This is a genomic window from Kitasatospora sp. NE20-6 (assembly GCF_045862635.1).
This window is the reverse complement of record NZ_BPRL01000059.1, coordinates 13,770-31,299: the sequence shown is the minus strand read 5'-3', so window position 1 is coordinate 31,299 and position 17,530 is coordinate 13,770. Positions and strand designations below refer to the sequence as shown.

14 protein-coding genes are annotated in these 17,530 nt (G+C 73.2%); 5 read left to right on the top strand and 9 right to left on the bottom strand.

Annotated features, from left to right (window positions below; genetic code table 11):
* Positions 1 to 541: 541 nt before the first annotated feature.
* Positions 542 to 2,281, top strand: a complete 1,740-nt coding sequence (gene metG / locus SNE206_RS31155) for a methionine--tRNA ligase (RefSeq protein ID WP_407916889.1) — start codon at positions 542 to 544, stop codon at positions 2,279 to 2,281.
* Positions 2,282 to 2,458: 177 nt separating this feature from the next.
* On the opposite strand, the gene SNE206_RS31150 is transcribed toward metG, so the two are convergent.
* From SNE206_RS31150 to SNE206_RS31135, 4 genes are all read right to left on the bottom strand, one after another.
* Entirely contained in the window at positions 2,459 to 3,298 is an 840-nt protein-coding gene (locus SNE206_RS31150) for a hypothetical protein (protein WP_407916888.1), read from the bottom strand.
* 131 nt (positions 3,299 to 3,429) lie between these two features.
* Positions 3,430 to 3,630 carry a hypothetical protein gene (locus tag SNE206_RS31145; protein WP_407916887.1) on the bottom strand — a complete coding sequence of 67 codons (201 nt, stop codon included), beginning with the start codon at positions 3,628 to 3,630 and terminating at the stop codon, positions 3,430 to 3,432.
* Between the two features lie 58 nt (positions 3,631 to 3,688).
* Entirely contained in the window at positions 3,689 to 4,231 is a 543-nt protein-coding gene (locus SNE206_RS31140; RefSeq protein ID WP_407916886.1) for a MerR family transcriptional regulator, read from the bottom strand.
* Positions 4,232 to 4,304: 73 nt separating this feature from the next.
* Positions 4,305 to 5,324, bottom strand: a complete 1,020-nt coding sequence (locus SNE206_RS31135; protein ID WP_407916885.1) for an MDR family NADP-dependent oxidoreductase — start codon at positions 5,322 to 5,324, stop codon at positions 4,305 to 4,307.
* Between the two features lie 1,020 nt (positions 5,325 to 6,344).
* Here SNE206_RS31135 and SNE206_RS31130 point away from each other — a divergent pair.
* The 3 genes from SNE206_RS31130 to SNE206_RS31120 all read left to right on the top strand — a co-directional run bounded on the left by SNE206_RS31130 (position 6,345) and on the right by SNE206_RS31120 (position 10,597).
* A complete protein-coding gene (locus tag SNE206_RS31130; RefSeq protein WP_407916884.1) occupies positions 6,345 to 7,022 on the top strand; it encodes a hypothetical protein in 678 nt (225 codons plus the stop codon).
* Between the two features lie 21 nt (positions 7,023 to 7,043).
* A complete protein-coding gene (locus SNE206_RS31125; RefSeq protein WP_407916883.1) occupies positions 7,044 to 9,188 on the top strand; it encodes a bifunctional polysaccharide deacetylase/glycosyltransferase family 2 protein in 2,145 nt (714 codons plus the stop codon).
* Between the two features lie 182 nt (positions 9,189 to 9,370).
* Positions 9,371 to 10,597 carry an acyltransferase family protein gene (locus tag SNE206_RS31120; RefSeq protein WP_407916882.1) on the top strand — a complete coding sequence of 409 codons (1,227 nt, stop codon included), beginning with the start codon at positions 9,371 to 9,373 and terminating at the stop codon, positions 10,595 to 10,597.
* Between the two features lie 140 nt (positions 10,598 to 10,737).
* On the opposite strand, the gene SNE206_RS31115 is transcribed toward SNE206_RS31120, so the two are convergent.
* On the bottom strand, positions 10,738 to 11,457 hold the full coding sequence (locus tag SNE206_RS31115; protein WP_407916881.1) for a leucine-rich repeat domain-containing protein: 720 nt from the start codon (positions 11,455 to 11,457) through the stop codon (positions 10,738 to 10,740).
* Between the two features lie 626 nt (positions 11,458 to 12,083).
* Here SNE206_RS31115 and SNE206_RS31110 point away from each other — a divergent pair.
* Positions 12,084 to 13,499, top strand: coding sequence for a lamin tail domain-containing protein (locus tag SNE206_RS31110; RefSeq protein ID WP_407916880.1), 1,416 nt, complete (start codon positions 12,084 to 12,086; stop codon positions 13,497 to 13,499).
* Positions 13,500 to 13,619: 120 nt separating this feature from the next.
* Here SNE206_RS31110 and SNE206_RS31105 read toward each other — a convergent pair whose 3' ends face one another.
* The 4 genes from SNE206_RS31105 to SNE206_RS31090 all read right to left on the bottom strand — a co-directional run bounded on the left by SNE206_RS31105 (position 13,620) and on the right by SNE206_RS31090 (position 17,463).
* Complete coding sequence (locus SNE206_RS31105; protein WP_407916879.1) at positions 13,620 to 13,820, bottom strand: DNA-binding protein; 201 nt, start codon at positions 13,818 to 13,820, stop codon at positions 13,620 to 13,622.
* A gap of 28 nt (positions 13,821 to 13,848) precedes the next feature.
* Entirely contained in the window at positions 13,849 to 15,465 is a 1,617-nt protein-coding gene (locus SNE206_RS31100; protein ID WP_407916878.1) for a cation:proton antiporter, read from the bottom strand.
* Between the two features lie 167 nt (positions 15,466 to 15,632).
* Positions 15,633 to 17,159, bottom strand: coding sequence for a tryptophan 7-halogenase (locus SNE206_RS31095; RefSeq protein WP_407916877.1), 1,527 nt, complete (start codon positions 17,157 to 17,159; stop codon positions 15,633 to 15,635).
* Between the two features lie 19 nt (positions 17,160 to 17,178).
* Positions 17,179 to 17,463, bottom strand: coding sequence for a phosphopantetheine-binding protein (locus SNE206_RS31090; RefSeq protein WP_407916876.1), 285 nt, complete (start codon positions 17,461 to 17,463; stop codon positions 17,179 to 17,181).
* Between the last annotated feature and the right edge of the window lie 67 nt (positions 17,464 to 17,530).

The following is a 17,530-nucleotide window of genomic DNA, read 5'->3' as shown; positions in this document are numbered from 1 at the left end:
GCCGGACCCGCCCTGCCCGGGTCCGCCGTGCGGATCGGACGGTTCGGTGCGGGCCTGCTCCTGGACAGCATCTTCCGCCCGGAACCACCTCCGCTCGCTGCTCGCCGACAGCGGCGTGCCGGTGCGGCTCCGGGCCGATGGCATCGTAGACCTCGCCACCGACGACGGCCCGTCTCCCACGCGGCCGCCGCGCACACGGCCGGCGTGCATGCGGCCGTCGCCCGCTCCGCCCCCGGGCATGCCGCCCCCGGACGTGCCGCTCCCGGGCGTGCGGTCCGCGGGCCGCCGGGCGTCCGGACGGTGCGTCACCCCGCGGCGCGGCGGGAACGGTCGGCCGCCGCACCGCGGTCTTGACAGCGGCGGAGAAAGCCGTTCGGACCGTCCGGCCCGCTTCGGTACGATGGCGGCGGCCGGGAGCCCGCTCCTCCCGCGGCACGGGCGATCACGACGCCCTGCGGCGGCGTCGAGGGGCTGCCAGGCCACCGACACCCGCCCGCGGGCAGCCCGACGGTGCCCGCCGGAGACATAGGAGCATCCCAGGATGACTCGGCAGTTGATCACCAGCGCGCTTCCCTACATCAACGGGATCAAGCACCTGGGCAACATGGTCGGGTCGATGCTCCCGGCGGACGTCTACTCCCGCTATCTGCGCCGGCGCGGCCACGAGGTGCTGTTCATCTGCGCCACCGACGAGCACGGCACCCCCGCCGAGCTGGCCGCCCAGGAGGCGGGGCTTCCGGTGGCCGAGTTCTGCGCGCAGGCCCACGACCGGCAGAAGGCCGTGTACGACGGCTTCCAGCTCTCCTTCGACTTCTTCGGCCGCAGCTCCTCCCCGCAGAACCGCGAGATCACCCAGGAGATCGCCCGCGAGCTGCATGCCAACGGCTTCATCGAGGAGCGGTCGATCCGCCAGGTGTACTCGATCACGGACGGCCGGTTCCTCCCGGACCGGTACATCGTCGGCACCTGCCCGCACTGCGCGTACGACAAGGCCCGCGGCGACCAGTGCGAGAACTGCACCCGCGTGCTCGACCCGACCGATCTGCTGGAGCCGCGCTCGGCGATCAGCGGCAGCTCCGAGCTGGAGGTCCGCGAGACCACCCACCTCTTCCTCCTCCAGTCGAAGCTGACCGACGAGGTCGAGGCGTGGATCGCCGCCAACGGTGACTCCTGGCCCGTCCTCGCCTCGTCGATCGCCCGCAAGTGGCTGGCCGAGGGCCTGCAGGACCGCGCGATCACCCGCGACCTGGAGTGGGGCGTGCCGGTGCCGGCCGACGTCTGGCCGGAGCTCGCCGCGGCCGGCAAGGTCTTCTACGTCTGGTTCGACGCCCCGATCGAGTACATCGGCGCCACCAAGGAGTGGGCGGACGCCGCCCCGGCCGGTGAGACCCGCGACTGGAAGTCCTGGTGGTACGAGGCCGACGACACCGTCCGGTACACGGAGTTCATGGCGAAGGACAACGTCCCGTTCCACACGGTGATGTTCCCCGCGACGATCCTGGGGTCGCGCCGGCCGTGGAAGAAGGTCGACTACGTCAAGGCCTTCAACTGGCTCACCTACTACGGGGGCAAGTTCTCCACGAGCCAGAAGCTGGGCATCTTCACGGACGTCGCGCTGGAGCTGCTGCCGGCCGACTACTGGCGCTACTTCCTGATGGCGCACGCGCCCGAGTCGGACGACTCCAGCTTCACCTGGGACCTGTTCGCCTCCGTCGTCAACAAGGACCTTGCCGACACCCTCGGCAACTTCGTCAACCGGGTGCTGACGTTCAGCCGCAAGCGGTTCGGCGACGAGGTGCCCGCGGGCGGCGAGCCGGGCGAGGCGGAGGAGCGCCTCGGCGCGCAGATCAGCGCGCTGCTGGCCGAGTTCGAGGGCAACCTGGAGGCGCTGAACTTCCGCAAGGCCGCCCAGAGCCTGCGCGCCCTCTGGAGCGCAGGCAACTCCTACCTCGACGAGAAGGCACCCTGGCTGCAGGTCAGGACCGACCCCGAGGCGGCCGCGCTCACGCTGCGCACGGCGATGAACCTGATCCACCTCTACTCGGTCGTCTCCGAGCCGTTCGTCCCGGCGACCGCCGCGGCCGTCCGGCAGTCCTTCACCCTCGCCGAGGACAACCCCGCGCGCACGGCGGGCTGGGTGGACGCGGAGCAGGCCGCGGCCCTGGACCTCGTCCCCGCCGGAACGCCCTTCACCGTCCCGCCGGTACTGTTCGCCAAGATCACCGACGAGGACCTCGCCGCCTGGACCGCCCGCTTCGGCGGTGCCCCCGACGGCGCCTGACGGATCGGAGCAGGACGGGTCGGCGCCTGACGGATCGAGGCCTGACGGATCGGAGCAGGACGGGTCGGCGCCTGACGGATCGAGGCCTGACGGATCGGAGCAGGACGGGCGCCGCGCTGCCGCACGTGCGGCGGGCGCGGCGCCCGCGGTGAGGGCCGCCGCCTTACGGACGTTGTCCTACGGGCGTTCGAAGAGCTGGAGCACTCCGCCGAGCGAGAAGCAGAGGGCTCCGACGAGCGTGCCCCAGTTGGCCACACCGGTGTTGACGAGGCTTCCGGTGCCGGGCCGGGTGAACGCGGCGATCGCCGAGACCATGAAGAGCACGGAGCCGAGCTGGTTCACCGCCACGATCCACCACGCGAGGCTGCGCAGGTGGACGCACCGGCGGCCGTGGCAGAGCTCCAGGAACGCGAGGTGCCCGGAGACCAGGAACAGCACGCATCCCACGATGTCCGGCGCCCAGATCAGCCGGTTGACCTGCTGCGCGTCCAGGCCCTGCAGGAAGGAGTCCAGCAGGTCGACGGCGAAGACCAGCGTGCCGGCGAAGAGCACGACGACGCTCAGCCAGTCCAGCCGCATCGGCTCGAAACTCCACCAGCGCCAGCGCCGCGTGACGAGCGTGCCCGTGCCGACGTCGTGGCGTGGGGCGTTCACCACCTGCAGCAGCGAGACGTAGCCGCCGGTGTTGAAGCAGAGTCCGCCCGCGAAGTAGATCCAGGCGCTCTCCGTGGGATCACCGGACCCGAACTGCGCCGTCCCCGCCCCGGCCGCGAACAGCACCCCGCCGACCACGAAGGCGACGGCCGCGACGGTGTTGAGCCTGCGGAGCCTGCTGATCGACACCGGGTCCGCGACGGCGTGCCGGCCGTCCGGCTCTCCCGGCCGGTGGACGGCGATGACCCCGCGCCGCCGGGCGAGCCGCGACTCCCAGACCGCCGTACCGCCTTCGGGCAGACGCCAGGCAAGGCGGGTCGTGAACGGTCCTGCGCCCTCGGCGCGCTGCTCGGGCTGCCCCACGGACCGAGCCTAGACCGGTGGCCGGGCCACCTCCGGCAGCGAAACACCGGCGCTGCCGTGCGGGCTGCCAGCCCGGACGACCGGCTTGCGCGGCCAGGCCGGCAGGGGCCGGCGAGGGTACGGGTCCGGACTCAGGCGCCGGGGGCCCGGAACGCCATCGCACCGACGGTGAGCGGTCGGCGAGCAGGTCGCTCGGCCACCGGCTCCTCGACCGGCGGCGGGAGGAACAGCGCGCGGTCGACGGGCGGCAGCGGGCGCCGGCCGGCCACCGGGGCGTCGACGGCGGGAGCGGAGAAGTCGGGGAGCCCCAGCGGGCGGCGGTCAGCACTCATGATCAGCAGTGTGACCGATCCCGCAGGCGCCAAACCCGGCAGCGGGGGTGATGCTGCGTCAGCCGGGTCGGCCGGGCCGGCCGTTCCGGCTCGCCCCTGCGACGGGACGGATCCCGACCGGGGACGGGACGGGACTGCCGCCCCCGTCCGTGCACGGGCCGTCCGCGGCGGCGCACGGGTCCTCGTCCGCGGTGACGCACGGGCCGTCCGCGGCGGCGCACGGGCTCTCGTCCGCGGCGGTGTGCCGGGCGAGGTCGTCCCGCAGCCGGGTGAGCCGGGCGATCTCGGTGTCCAGTACGGCGAGGCGGTGCTCGACGACGGGGGTGAACGTCTCCGGCCCGCCGCCGCCGGACGTGGCGCAGACGGCCGGCGGATCCTCCCCGAGCAGGTCGAGCCGGTGGGCGCGGCTGCGCAGGTCCTCGATCGTCAGCCCGAGGGCGAGGAGCCGACGGATCACCCCGACCCTGGCGACCTCCGCCGGCCCGTACACGCGCTGCCCTGACGGCGTGCGGACCGGCGGCGGCAGCAGGCCCCGCTGCTCGTAGAGGCGCAGGGCCCTGGGTGTGGTGCCCGCGGCCGCCGCCGCGTCGCCGATCCGCATGCGTCCTCCCCGCTGCCGCCCGCGTGCGGACGGCCTCGACCCGGCGACCGCACCGCCCGTACGGGCCGGCGGTCTACAACTCGACGATCATGGCGCCGAAACCGTCGCCCTCGATCAACCGGGTCAACGCCCCGGGCGCCCGATCGATGCCCGCCACGACCGTCCGGGGGAAGGAGATCTCGCCCGCGCGCAGCCAGGCACCGAACCGGTGCCGCCATTCCGTCTCCAGGTCCGGGTGGTCCAGCCCGCGGAAGCCGCGGACCGAGACGCCCAGGGCGAGCAGCCGGAAGGAGTCGACCACGGCCGGCGAGCTGCCGCCCCGCCCGCCCGGCGCCATCTGCCCGGACAGCGCACCGACCAGCGCGAACCGCGCGCCCGGCCGGGCCGCGTCGACGGCCGCCGTCAGCTGCTCGCCTCCGACGGTGTCCAGCAGGACGTCGATGCCGTCGGGGGCCGCCTCCGCCAGCTGGTCGGCGATCGGCCCGGCCCCTCGCACCAGCACCACGTCGTAGCCGAGTTCGGCCACCAGCCGCTTCGCCTTCCCGGGCGAGCCGGTGGTGCCGATCACCCGCGACGCCCCCAGCAGCCGGGCGGTCTGCCCGGCCACCGTGCCGACGGCCCCCGCCGCTCCGGTGATCAGCACGGTGTCGCCCCGGCGGAGCCCGGCCGACCGGGTCAGGGCGCCGTACCCGGCCGAGGCGGGCGACAGGTGGGCGACCGGGTCCGGCAGGGAGCCGTCCACCGGGGTGAAGTCCGCGGCGGCGCCCAGCGCGTGATCCCGCCACCCGTGCAGGTGGGTCACGAGGTCGCCCGGGCGCAGCGGTCCGTCCGCCGGGGCGGCCAGCACTTCGCCCAGCGCCGGGCCGAACAGTGCCTGGCCGGCGCGGATCGGCGGCAGGGGCACCCCGTCCACCTCGCCGCCGATCAGCGTGCGCAGGCCGGGGAAGACCAGGAAGTGGGTGTTGCGCACCAGCACCCGGTCGGGGCCGGGTGCCGGGAGCGGGGTCTCGGCGACGGTGAAGTGCGCGGCGGTCGGCAGGCTGTCGGGGGTCGAGGTCAGCCGGACCTCGCGGGCGGTGGTGGGCAGCGGCATGGCGGGCTCCGGGCGGGCAGGGCAGCGGCCGTCCCGCTGCGAGCGCCGGAACGCTAACCCCTCACCCGCAGGTCAGGGTCAAGGGTGAGCGGCGGGCATCCGTCCCGTACGGCTGCGCGATGGGCCCGGGACGTGCCGCACGTACGGCGCCCGCTGCGTCTGCGCCCTGCGGTACATCACCCGTTCGGCGGTCGCGCGGGGCGCGCGGAGCGGGTTTTCCACAGGCAGCAGCCGCGGGTGCGGCCTGGCCGCACGATGAGTCCGTACGCCCCGCCGCCGGGAAGCAGCCCGGACGGCATCGCGAGGAGGAGACCGTCATGCCTGTCACCGTCCCGATGTCCACCACCGCCCGGACGTCCGCCGCGAAGTCCGCCCGGACGTCTGCGCAGCCCGTCGCTCAGCCCGTCGCTCAGTTCGTCGCTCAGTTCGCTGTGCGGCCCGTCGCGCAGTTCGTCCTGTGGCAGATCGCGCGGATCGCCGCACGGATCACCGCGTGGGCCGTCGCATCGGTCGCCGCACCGGTCGCCGCGTGGGCGGCGGCCGCACGAAGGGGGCCTGTCCGGGTCCGGAGGCTCACCGGACCGACTACCTGGAGTGACGAATCACCGCCGGATGGTACGCGTACCGCGCAGCCGGGACGCCCGGACGGAGGGGCTGGTGCGCGGCCCCGGACGGCTTCCCGAGGGTCGCCCGGCCCTGATCCTCCCACCGAAAATGCACGGAAAGCCTTGACAGGTGACGGTAAAAAGGTTCCGGCTGCTTGGTCACGTCTTGGTGACGATCGAGAACAGATGGGGACATTTCCTATCAATTCGTTCACTTCTCTCTCAGGTGGGTGAGATAGCTTTCCAGCACCGGACGACAGGTGGGTGGCGACGAAGGCACCGATCACGCACGGCGGCCGAGGCACGGGGGTCCTCGGGAGGACCCTTCACAACTCGGCCCGCGATCGGTGCCCGTCGGCGACGACGGCACGCCGACTCGGCACGCGGCCATGAAAGTTGACTCACCGTGAGCACCGTGCGTTCGCGCATACCCGACGAGCCGCCCTCCGGGCTCGTCCGGCACGACAGGACCATCCGGCTCCGGTCGCCCTGGGCGTCCGGGCCGGCCGCGCCCGAACTGCCGACAGTCTCCGTGGTGGAGCACGTCCTGATCGAGTCCGACGGCACGGCCAAGGCCGTGTTCGTCGACCAGAGCGGCCGGCGCGGCCGCGCCCTCCGGCGCCTCGGGTGGGTCGCCGGGCTGGCGTGCGCGGGATTCGCCGGGGTCGCGCTCACCACCGTCGCCGGATCCAACGGTGACGCCCCCTCCATGCCGATCCCCTCCCCCGTGGTGGGTGCGGGGAAGGTCCCGGCCGACGGCGCCTCCGTGGCCGCACCGGCGGCGAGCCGGACACCCGCCCGCCCCACCGCCTCGCCCGCGGCGAGCCACTCCGTGGCCACCGGGAGGCCCGCGACCGGCGCCTCCGCCACCACCGGCCGGGCGGCAGGGGCATCCGGCGCTGCCGTCGTCACCGCGAAGCCCCGTCCCGGCACCGCCGCGTCGGCCTCCTCCCCGACCACGGCCACCGCCTCCTCCCCTGCCTCCGCACCCGCCACCGCGTCCGACCCCGAGCCGCCCGCGGGCACCCCGACCCTCCCGGCCGACGCGGTCGAGGCGAACGGCTCCGCCGACGCCTCCGGCACGTCCCGCTAGGCATTTCCAAGGATCACTGCCATGTCCCGTTTCCGAGGCAGGCGGACGGCCGGGCGGCCGCGCCGCCGTGCCGTCCCGCCCATGCGGTTCGCCCTGCCCGTCGTCGTCCTGCTCTCCCTGCTGCTCACCCTGCTGCTGCGCGGCCTGGTGACGAACGAGGTCTTCCACGACGCCCGGATCAACGTCTCCGTCGACAAGACCACCGTGCCGCCGGCCCTGCTCACGGGCGGGCCGGTGATCGACGCCCGCGGCAGTGGGGAGCCTCGCAGCTACCGCGCCCAGGACCACACGATGGCGCTCACCTTCGACGACGGTCCGGACGAGAAGTGGACCCCGCAGATCCTGGACGTGCTCGCCCAGTACCACGCCAAGGCCACCTTCTTCGTCACCGGATCGATGGTCGTCCGGCATCCCGACCTCATCCGGCGGATCCTCGCCGACGGCCACGAGATCGGCCTGCACACCTTCACCCACCCCGACCTGACGCTCCAGTCCGACAGCCGGGCGACCTGGGAGATGGCCCAGACCCAGCTGGCCCTCGCCGGCGTCGCAGGCATGCACAGCGCGCTGTTCCGGCCGCCGTACTCCTCCGACGCCTCGGCGCTGGACGACCTCACCTGGCCGGTGATCAAGAAGCTCGCCGACCAGGGCTACGTGACCGCGTTCATCGACGAGGACACCGAGGACTGGCAGCGCCCCGGGGTGGACGCGATCGTCAGGGCCGCCATGCCCGCGAAGCCGGGCGCCGGCCACGTGGTGCTGCTGCACGACGCCGGCGGCGACCGCTCGCAGAGCGTCGCCGCGCTCAAGATCCTCATGCCCAAATTGCAGTCCGAGGGGTACCGCTTCACCACGGTCAGCGAGTCGATCGGCGCCAAGAGCTCGATGTCCGAGGTGAAGGGCTTCCCGCTCTGGGAGGGCAAGGCCTTCCTCTGGATGGCGCACGGCGCGGTGAACGTCATGCCGGTCCTGGTCGCGCTGCTCGCCGTCGTCGGCACGCTCGTGTTCGGCCGGTTCGCGCTGATGCTCTTCCTCGCCGTCAAGCACGCCCGCAGGACACGTCGGCGGACCTTCACCTGGGGACCGGCCGTCACCCGGCCGGCCACCGTCCTGGTGCCCGCGTACAACGAGCAGGAGTGCATCGCCAACACGCTGCGCTCCCTGGTCGACGGCGAGCACCCGATCGAGGTGATCGTCATCGACGACGGCTCCACCGACGACACCGTCCGGATCGTCGAGGACCTCGCCCTGCCGGGCGTGCGGGTGATCAGCCAGCCCAACTCCGGCAAGGCCACCGCCCTCAACACCGGCATCGCGCACGCCGCGCACGACCTGATCGTGATGATGGACGGCGACACGGTGTTCGAGCCCTCGACCGTCCGCGAGCTGGTGCAGCCGTTCGCCGACCCCCGGGTCGGCGCGGTCGCCGGCAACGCCAAGGTCGGCAACCGGGACAGCCTCATCGGCGCCTGGCAGCACGTCGAGTACGTCATGGGCTTCAACCTGGACCGCCGCATGTACGACGAACTCGGCTGCATGCCCACCGTCCCCGGAGCGGTCGGCGCCTACCGCCGCGAGGCCCTGGAGCAGGCCGGCGGCATGAGCGAGGACACCCTCGCCGAGGACACCGACCTGACCATGGCCCTGCACATCGACGGCTGGCGCGTGGTCTACGCGGAGAACGCCCGGGCCTGGACGGAAGCCCCCAGCACCCTGAGCCAGCTCTGGTCGCAGCGCTACCGCTGGTGCTACGGCACCATGCAGGCGATGTGGAAGCACCGGCGTGCCGTGGTCGCCTCCGGCCCGGCCGGCCGGTTCGGCCGGGTCGGGCTGCCACTGGTCGCCCTGTTCATGGTGGTGGCGCCGCTGCTGGCCCCGCTCTTCGACGTCTTCCTGGTCTACGGCCTGCTGTTCGTCGACGCGCCCAAGACCTTCGCGGCCTGGCTGACCGTCCTCGTCGCCCAGTTCGTCTGCGCCGGCTACGCCTTCTGGCTCGACCGGGAGAAGCCCTGGCACCTGTTCTCGCTGGCGCTCCAGCAGCTGGTGTACCGCCAGCTGATGTACCTCGTGCTGCTGCAGTCGTGGATCACCGCCCTCACCGGCGGCCGCCTGCGGTGGCAGAAGCTCCGGCGCACCGGTGAGGTCGACGTCCCCGTCACCGTCTGAGCACCGTCGGCCACCGGGCGGGCCGCACCCGCACCGCACGGCATCCGGCCCCGCACCCGCACCCGCACCCGCACCCGCACCCGCACGGTATCCGCACCCCACGGCGGCGGCCCGCCCCCGCGCCGGCCGTGGACCACAGCCGCAGCCGTCCCACCACCGCACTGCCCACCCGAAAGGCCATCATGACCGCGCCAGCCCTCCCCGGGTACGCACCGCCCGGCGCCGGGCCGTCCGACCCCGCCGTCGCGCCGACGGCGCCGGACCGGACGAAACCCGGGCGGGATCTCTACCTCGACCTGCTGCGGGCGATCGCACTCGTCCGCGTGGTGTTCCTGCACATGTTCGCCTGGTCGTGGCTGCCGATCGTCTTCCCGTCGATGGGCGTGATGTTCGCGCTGGCCGGATCCCTGATGGCCCGCTCGCTGTCCCGGCCGGCCCTCTCGGTGATCCGCGGGCGGCTGCGGCGCCTCCTCCCGCCGCTGTGGCTGCTCGGCGCCGTCGCGGTGCCGGGGATGATCCTGCAGGGCTGGTCGGCGTCCGGCTCCGGCCAGGGCGCAACCGAGTGGTGGAGCAGGATCCTGCTGTGGATCCTGCCGCTGAGCGACCCGCCGTACGGCTACCCGCTCCCCGGCGTGCACGGGCTGCTGGACACCGCCTGGGGCGAGCACGCCGCCGGGCCGCTCTGGTACCTGCGCGCCTACCTGTGGTTCGTCCTGCTGTCGCCGCTCATGCTGTGGCTGCTCCGGCGGGTCTCCTGGCTGGTGGTCCTCGCCCCGATGGCGTTCTGCGTCGTCCTGGAGCGCGGCTACGTGGACCTGCGCCCCGAGCTCTACAGCATCGTGGACGGCCTGGCCATCTACGGCTCGTGCTGGCTGCTGGGCATGGCGTACCAGGAGGGCATGCTCGGGCGGTTCCCGCGTTACCTCCTGCCGTCGCTGGTGCCGTTCGTCATGGGCGTCGTGCTCTGGTGGACACTGAACGGCACGAACGACATGGGCGGCCCCGCCACCCTGGAGGACAGCACGCTGGGACAGGCGGTCTGGTCGTTCGGCTTCGTCCTGCTGCTGCTCAACGCCGCCCCCTCGTGGCGGGAGTGGCCGCCCCGGCTGCGCCGGTGGGGCGGCTGGATCAGCCTGCTGAACTCGCGGGCGGTCACCGTCTACCTCTGGCACAACCTGGCGATCACGGCGGCGATCAGCCTGATCGGCCTCACCTGGAGCGTGCCGCTGCTCGCCGAGAACGTGCCGTGGCTGCTCGACAGCGAGTGGACGGCGATGCTGCTGGCCTGGCCCGTGATCGGCCTGTGCATCGTGCTCTTCGGCTGGATCGAGGATGTCGCGGCCAAGCGACGCCCCCGGCTGTTCCCGTACCAGCGGCAGAACGCCGAACCGCGCGTCCGGAACCCCTGAGCCGTCCCCGCCGTCCCCGCCGCTGCCGGGGCGGACGCCGCACGGGCGTCCGCCGCGGCACACTCGTACCCGTGCGTCCCGCACCCGCGAACCGCGCCCGCCCCCCGCACCCGCGAACCGCGCCCGCAAGCCCCGCCCGTTCAGGCCAGGACGACGCACCCCCGCTGCTCCAGTTCGGCGACCAGGGGGAGCGCGGGGTCGATGCCGTTCCACCGCAGGTCCAGCTTCTCCAGGGCCGGCAGCCGGAGGAGCCAGTCGGGCAGGCCGCCCAGCCGGTTGCTCCGCAGGTCGAGGTGGCGCAGCCGCGGGAGTCCGGCCAGGGCGCCGGGCACGTCGGTCAGGGCGTTCTCCCGCAGGTCGAGGTGGCGCAGCTCGCCCAGGCGGCCGAGCGACGCAGGCAGCCGGTGGATCACGTTGCCCCGCAGCCAGAGTTCGCGCAGGGCGGTGAGCCCGCCGACCGTGTCGGGGAGCGTCGTGAGGCGGTTGTGCTGGGCCCGCAGTTCGACGAGGCCCGCCATCCCGCCCACCGCGTCGGGCAGCGCGGTGAGGGCGTTCTCGCCGACGTTGAGGTAGCGCAGCCGGGTGAGGCGGCCCAGGGCGTCGGGCAGCCGTTCGATGCGGTTGTCGTGCAGGTAGAGGCAGTCACGGAGGGCGGTCAGCCCGCCCAGTTCCTCCGGCACCTCCGTGAGTGCGTTGTGGCCCAGGTCGAGCGTGGTCAGCCGTTGCAGTCGCCCGATCTCCGCGGGCAGGGCGGTGAGTCCGTTGTCGGCGAGGATCAGGACGCGGAGCTCCGCCTCGTTCCACACCGTCTCCGGTACGTGGCCGAGCTGCTGCCGCCACAGGTCCCGCACGTGCTGCACGGCCGTCGTCCTCTCGCCGTCCCGTCCTGTCCCGTCCCGGCCCCCGACCGTACCCGGTCCGGCCGGGGCACGTCCGAGGCGGCCCGCCCCTCCTCGCCGGCCGGGCGCAGGGCGCGGTGCCCGGGTGGGTCGCGGATACCGTCCGCACACGTCCGGTGGCGGTGGGACACCGCGCCGAAGGGGCGCAGGTGTGGGACGTTGGAGGGACGGTTGCACCACCACCTCGGAAAGGGGCACGACGTGTCATCGAAGCGACGCCGCAAGAAGAAGGCCCGTCGTGGGCATGCCGCCAACCACGGGAAGCGGCCGCAGTGCTGAGCTGCCGCTGACGTACGGGCCGCACCGCCGCCCCTGACCGGGCGGGCGGCGGCCCCGCGGGCTCGGCCCGCCGCCGGCACGACAGCCGTCGGGTCTCCTGGGAGATCCGACGGCTGTCCGCTGCCCGCCGGCCGCCGGCCGGTGCCCCGGCTTCGGCCCACGGCGCGGGGTGCGGGTACCGGTCCTGCGGGGTACCGGTGGTGTTCGCAGCACGTTCAACCCGCGGTCGCCGGTGTACCTCAGGCTCTCCCGGAGCGCGGGCGTCCTGCTCGCCCGCGCACTTCCCCCCGAGTCGAAGGCGGCCACCCTTGCCCACGTACCGGCGCAGACCAGCCCTCGTCAGTGCTGTCGCCCTGTCCGTCCTCGTCCTCGGCCTGTCCGGGGTGCCGGCGTCGGCGGAGGACACGTCCACGGTGCGGATCAACGAGGTGGAGTCGAGCGGAGGCAGCCCCGGCGACTGGGTCGAGGTGGTCAACACCGGCACCGCCACCGTCGACATCTCCGGGTGGATCGTCAAGGACGACAACGACTCCCACACCTGGACCGTGCCCTCCGGCACCACCCTCGCCCCCGGCGCCTTCCGGGCCCTCGACGTCGAGACCTCCTACGGCCTCGGCAGCTCCGACAAGGCCCGCCTCTACCGCGCCGACGGCACCACCCTGGTCGACTCCTCCACCTGGACCGCCCACGCCACCACCACCTACGGCCGCTGCGCCGACGGCACCGGCGCCTTCACCACCACCACCGCCCCCACCAAGGGCACCGCCAACGCCTGCCCCGGCGGGACGGGTGGCGGCGGCGGGACGTCCGGCCCGACCTGGCCCGGCAGCGCCTCGGTCACGGTCGCGGACGGCAGCAACGTGTTCGGGACGAACCTGAGCGGCCTGTCGTTCGAGAGCGCGACCGTGCTGTGGGCGGTCGACAACGGCCCGGGCCGGATCTACCGCCTGGTGCCCAGCGGCACGACCTGGGCCCCCGACCCGGCCGGCGGCTGGTCCTCGGGCAAGGCGCTGCACTACGCGAACGGCAGCGGCGACCCGGACGCGGAGGGTGTCGTCGTCACCCCCGACGGGACGTTCGTCTCCACCGAGCGCAACAACAGCAACAGCGGTACGAGCATGCCGAAGATCCTCCGCTTCGACACCTCCTCGTCGGCGTCCTCGCTCAACGCCACCGCCGAGTGGAACCTCACGTCCGACCTGCCGTCCGTCGCCGCCAACAGCGGCCTGGAGGGCATCTCGTGGATCCCGGACTCCTTCCTGACCGCGCACGGGTTCCGTGACGAGCACACCGGCGCCGCCTACTCCCCGGCCTCCTACGCGAGCCACGGCAGCGGCCTGTTCTTCACCGGTCTGGAGGCCAACGGCACCGTCTACGCCTACGCGCTCAACCTGAGCACGGGCGGATACACCCGGGTCGCCACCATCACCAGCGGCTTCCCCGCGGTCATGGACCTGGAGTTCGAGGCCGCCACGGGGCACCTCTGGGCGGTCTGCGACGACACCTGCAACGGACGCACCTCCACCCTGGACATCAACGCCCAGGGGAAGTTCGCCGTCACCCACACCTACGACCGCCCGGCCGGGATGCCCGACTACAACAACGAGGGCTTCGCCGTCGCACCGCAGTCGGCGTGCACCGCGGGCCAGAAGCCGGTGGTCTGGTCCGACGACGGCAACGACGGCGGCCACGCCCTGCGCGCCGGCACGCTGAACTGCACCTGATGCCGCGGGCGGGCGGCCGGCCGCGACCGTGCGGCAGCCCGCCCGCCCTGCAGCGCACCACCGACCCGGGAGACCTTGTGGCCTGCTGACCTGCTGACCTGCCTCGGCCGGCCGGCCGGGTCACGTCAGCGAGCGGCCCTGTTCCCCGAGGGCCGCTCGCAGCCGTTCGAGGGCCTTCGGCCCGACACCGTGGAGCTTCTCCAGCTCCGCCACGGCGACGCCGTCGAGCTGGTCGAGCCTGGTGTACCCGGCCCCGATCAGGGCGCGGGTGGCGGGCGCCCCGATGTTCCGGGGCAGGTCGTTCGGCGGTTGACCGGTCATGGCGCCATGGTCGCTCACCGGTCTCCCGTCAGCAGCCGCCGCCTCCACCGCCGCCCTGGTTGTTGTTGCTGATGAACGGACCTGGCCGCTTACCGTCGTAGCCGTGCGGCACGGGCGGGTTGAGGTCCGCGGGGTTCCGGTCGGCCATCAGCCCGGACAGGAACCGCGTGAACCGCTCCCACCGACTCGGCACCGCCAACGGCGGGTTGGGGGCGTCCGGCGCGTCCGCCGGCCGTACGTAGTGGGCGCGGCCGTCCTCGTGGCCCTGCCCCGGCAGATCCTGTCCCATCCCCGACTCCCCCGGTCCGGCGCACGGCCGGACGCCGTACTCCGTGGTCGATCGTCCCACCCGGCACAGGCGCAGGCCAGGCCCGCGCGGCGCCGGATCGGAGCGGGGAGCCACCACGCGGAGCAGCGGCCCGGTGGCGACGGTCGTGAGCAGGGCCATCAGGACGATCACCGTGTAGCCGGTCGTGCTGAGCACGCCGGAGGAGAGCCCGACCGAGGCGACCACCACCTCCACCGCCCCGCGGCAGTTGAGGCCGACGGCCACGGCGAGGCCCTGCCGGCGCGGGAGCCGGGCGAGCCTGGCCCCGCCGTACGCTCCGGCGATCTTGCAGCCGAACGCCACGGCGAGATAGCCGGCCGCCCAGAGCAGTGCCTCGGTGGTGCGGAGGGCGGCGAGGTCGGTCCGCAGCCCGGCCACGGCGAAGAAGACGGGAGCGAGCAGTACCAGGGTGACGCCCTCCACCTGGCCGCGCAGGCGGGTCGGGGCGTGCGGGGACCGGCCGATCAGGAGCCCGGCCGCGAAGGCGCCGAGGAGCCCGTCGGAACCTGCCGCCTGGGCGGCGACCGCGAGCAGCAGCATCAGGACGACGGCGACCAGCAGGTCGCCGGTGGCCCCTGCGGATCCGCCTCCGTACCGGTGCACCCGTGCCAGGGCGGCGTCGGCCGAACGCTGACCGAACGTCAGCACGGCGCCCAGCAGGAGGAGCAGGCCGAGCACCGACCGCAGGAGGGCCCCGGTGTCGGCGCCTCCCGAGCCGGAGAGCGAGGTCATCGCTGCCAGGGCCAGCCAGCCGACCACGTCGGAGACCATGGCGACGGTGAGGATCAACTGCCCGAACTCGGCTCTGACATGGCCGAGTTCGGCGAGGATGCGGGCGACGACGGGGATCGAGGAGATGCTCAGCGAGACGGCGACCAGCAGGACGAAGGCGGTGCGGTCACCCGCCGGACCGGCGAAGGACGGCGGCAGGAGCAGCGCCAGGCCGGTCCCGGCCGCGAAGGGCACCAGCACGGCCCCGGCGCCGATCAGCAGCGCCGGGCGGCCGAGCCGCCGTGCGACGCCGAGGTCGGTGTCGAGGCCGGTGAGCAGGAGCAGCAGCGCGGCGCCCAGCCAGGCCAGCGCGTTGAGAGGTGCACCGAGCAGCGGGTCGGTCGGGACGAGCAGGCGTCCCACGGCGGGCACGAGGCCGGAGAGCACGGACGGGCCGAGCAGCAGGCCCGCCGCCAACTGGCCGATCACGGCCGGTTGTCCGAGGCGGCGGGCGAGTGCGCCTGCCGTGTGTGCGGCGGCCACGATCACCGACAACTGCACCAGCATGGCCCACTGGGCACTCTCGCCCAGAGCGGGGAAGCCCACCGCTCCCCACCTTCCTTTCGTCCACGGAACCGGCCCGGCGCCGGAACGGAACCGGGCGGCACCGGCCCCGCACGGGCCGGTCGGCGGTCCGTGCGGGGCACTGCACTGTGATCAGGAGCCGCCCCGCCCCGGACCGGCGCCGGGGCGAACCGCGGGGCGGAGCGGGCTCAGCCTGCGGCCGGCTCGGCCCAGGAGAGGCCGTCGGTGCCGGGCACCAGACCTCCGGGAAGCAGGGGGTTCTCCTTGATCCCGGCACCGAGCACGCCGCGTCGCTGGATCTCGTTCATCTCCTGCATGACGTCGCCGACCACCTTCGCCCCGAACAGGTGGTTCATCCGCTCGCCGGTCGCGGTCTGCATCGAGCCGGTGGCGGCGACCGCGTCCGCGAGCGCCTTGGACGACGCGGAGAAGCGCTCCGCCATGGCGGTGGAGTCGGTCAGTGCCTTCTCGCGCGAGGCCACGCCGCCCACGAGGGTGACGAACGCCTCCAGGTCCGAGGAGTCGAAGGAGGTGACCTTCTTGGCCTTCCAGAAGTAGTTCTCCTCGCTACCTTGCATGTCGTAGAAGGCGCTGAGGAATTCGTAGAAGACCGCGTACTCGCGGCGGTAGCGGCCCTCGAACTCGTCGAAGGCGCGCTCCTCCGGAACCGCCCCGGCGAGAACGCTGTTGATCGAACGCGCGGCCAGCAGACCGGCGTAGGTGGCGAGATGGACGCCGGTGGAGAACACCGGGTCGATGAAGCAGGCGGCGTCACCGACGAGGGCCATGCCGGGCCGCCAGAAGCGGGTGTTGGCGTAGGAGTAGTCCTTGCGGACCCGCAGTTCGCCGTACGTGCCCTCGGTGACCCGGGTGGCGTCGGAGAGGTGGTCACGGACGATGTCGCAGCGGTCGATGAAGCCGAGCAGGGCCTTCTCCTGGTCCTCCGCGGTGCCCTGGATCTCCGATGCCCGGCCCTGGCCGATCACGACGCCGACGCTGGTGAGCGTCTCGCTCAGCGGGATGTACCAGATCCAGCCCTCGTCGAAGGCGGCGCAGAGGATGTTGCCGCGGTCCGGCCCGGGGAGCCGCTTGCCGCCCTCGAAGTAGCCGAACAGCGCGAGGTTCTTGAAGAACTCGGAGTAGACGCGCTCGCCGCCCGCGTGCTTGCTGATCCGGGTCTTGTTGCCGGACGCGTCGACGACGTAGCGGGCGCTCACCTCGTGCACCCGCCCGTCGGCGCCGGTGAAGCGCACACCGCGGACCCGGTCCTCGTCCTCCAGGACCTCGTGCACCGCGACGTTCTCCCGGACGTCCACGCCGTGCCGGGCCGCGTTGCGGAGCAGGATGTCGTCGAACTTCATCCGCTCGACCTGGTACGCGTAGGACGTGGGTCCGGAGAGTTCGGGGGCGAGGGCGAAGAGGAAGTTCCACGGCACGGGATTCGTGCCCCAGCGGAAGCTTCCGCCGCGCTTGACCATGAATCCGGCCTGCTCCATGTCCTCCTGGACGTCGAGCAGGCGACAGATGCCGTGCACCGTCGCGGGGAGCAGCGACTCGCCGATCTGGTAGCGCGGGAAGGTCTCCTTCTCCAGCAGGAGGACCCGGTGGCCGTGCTTGGCGACGAGCGTGGCGGCGGTCGATCCGCCCGGCCCCCCGCCGACCACGACGACGTCGAACTCTTCTTGCACGGGGGGCTGTTCGGTTGCGGTGTTCACAGATCGCGTTCCTTCCGGTTCACGTGCGGGTGGGCCCGGTGGCGGGTCCGGCGGACCGGACGGCGCCGAGCAGGTCCGACCAGCCGTTGATGGTCGCCTTCTCGGCGAGGTCGACGAAGGTCACCTCGACGCCGTCTGCGCGCCATCGTTCGACCAGCGTCATCAGCCGGATCGAGTCCATGCCCTGGTCGAGCAGCGGTTCGTCGTCCTCGAGTTCGAGCGGGTCGACGTCGAGCAGGTCGGCCACGTCTCGCCGGATGCGGTCCGGGGAGAGGGATGTGGGCGGCGGAGGGTTCTCGGGCATCGGGGGACGTATTTCCTCTCGGGGCGGGGCGGGGCGGCCCGCCGTGCGGACCACGCCGTGCGACCAC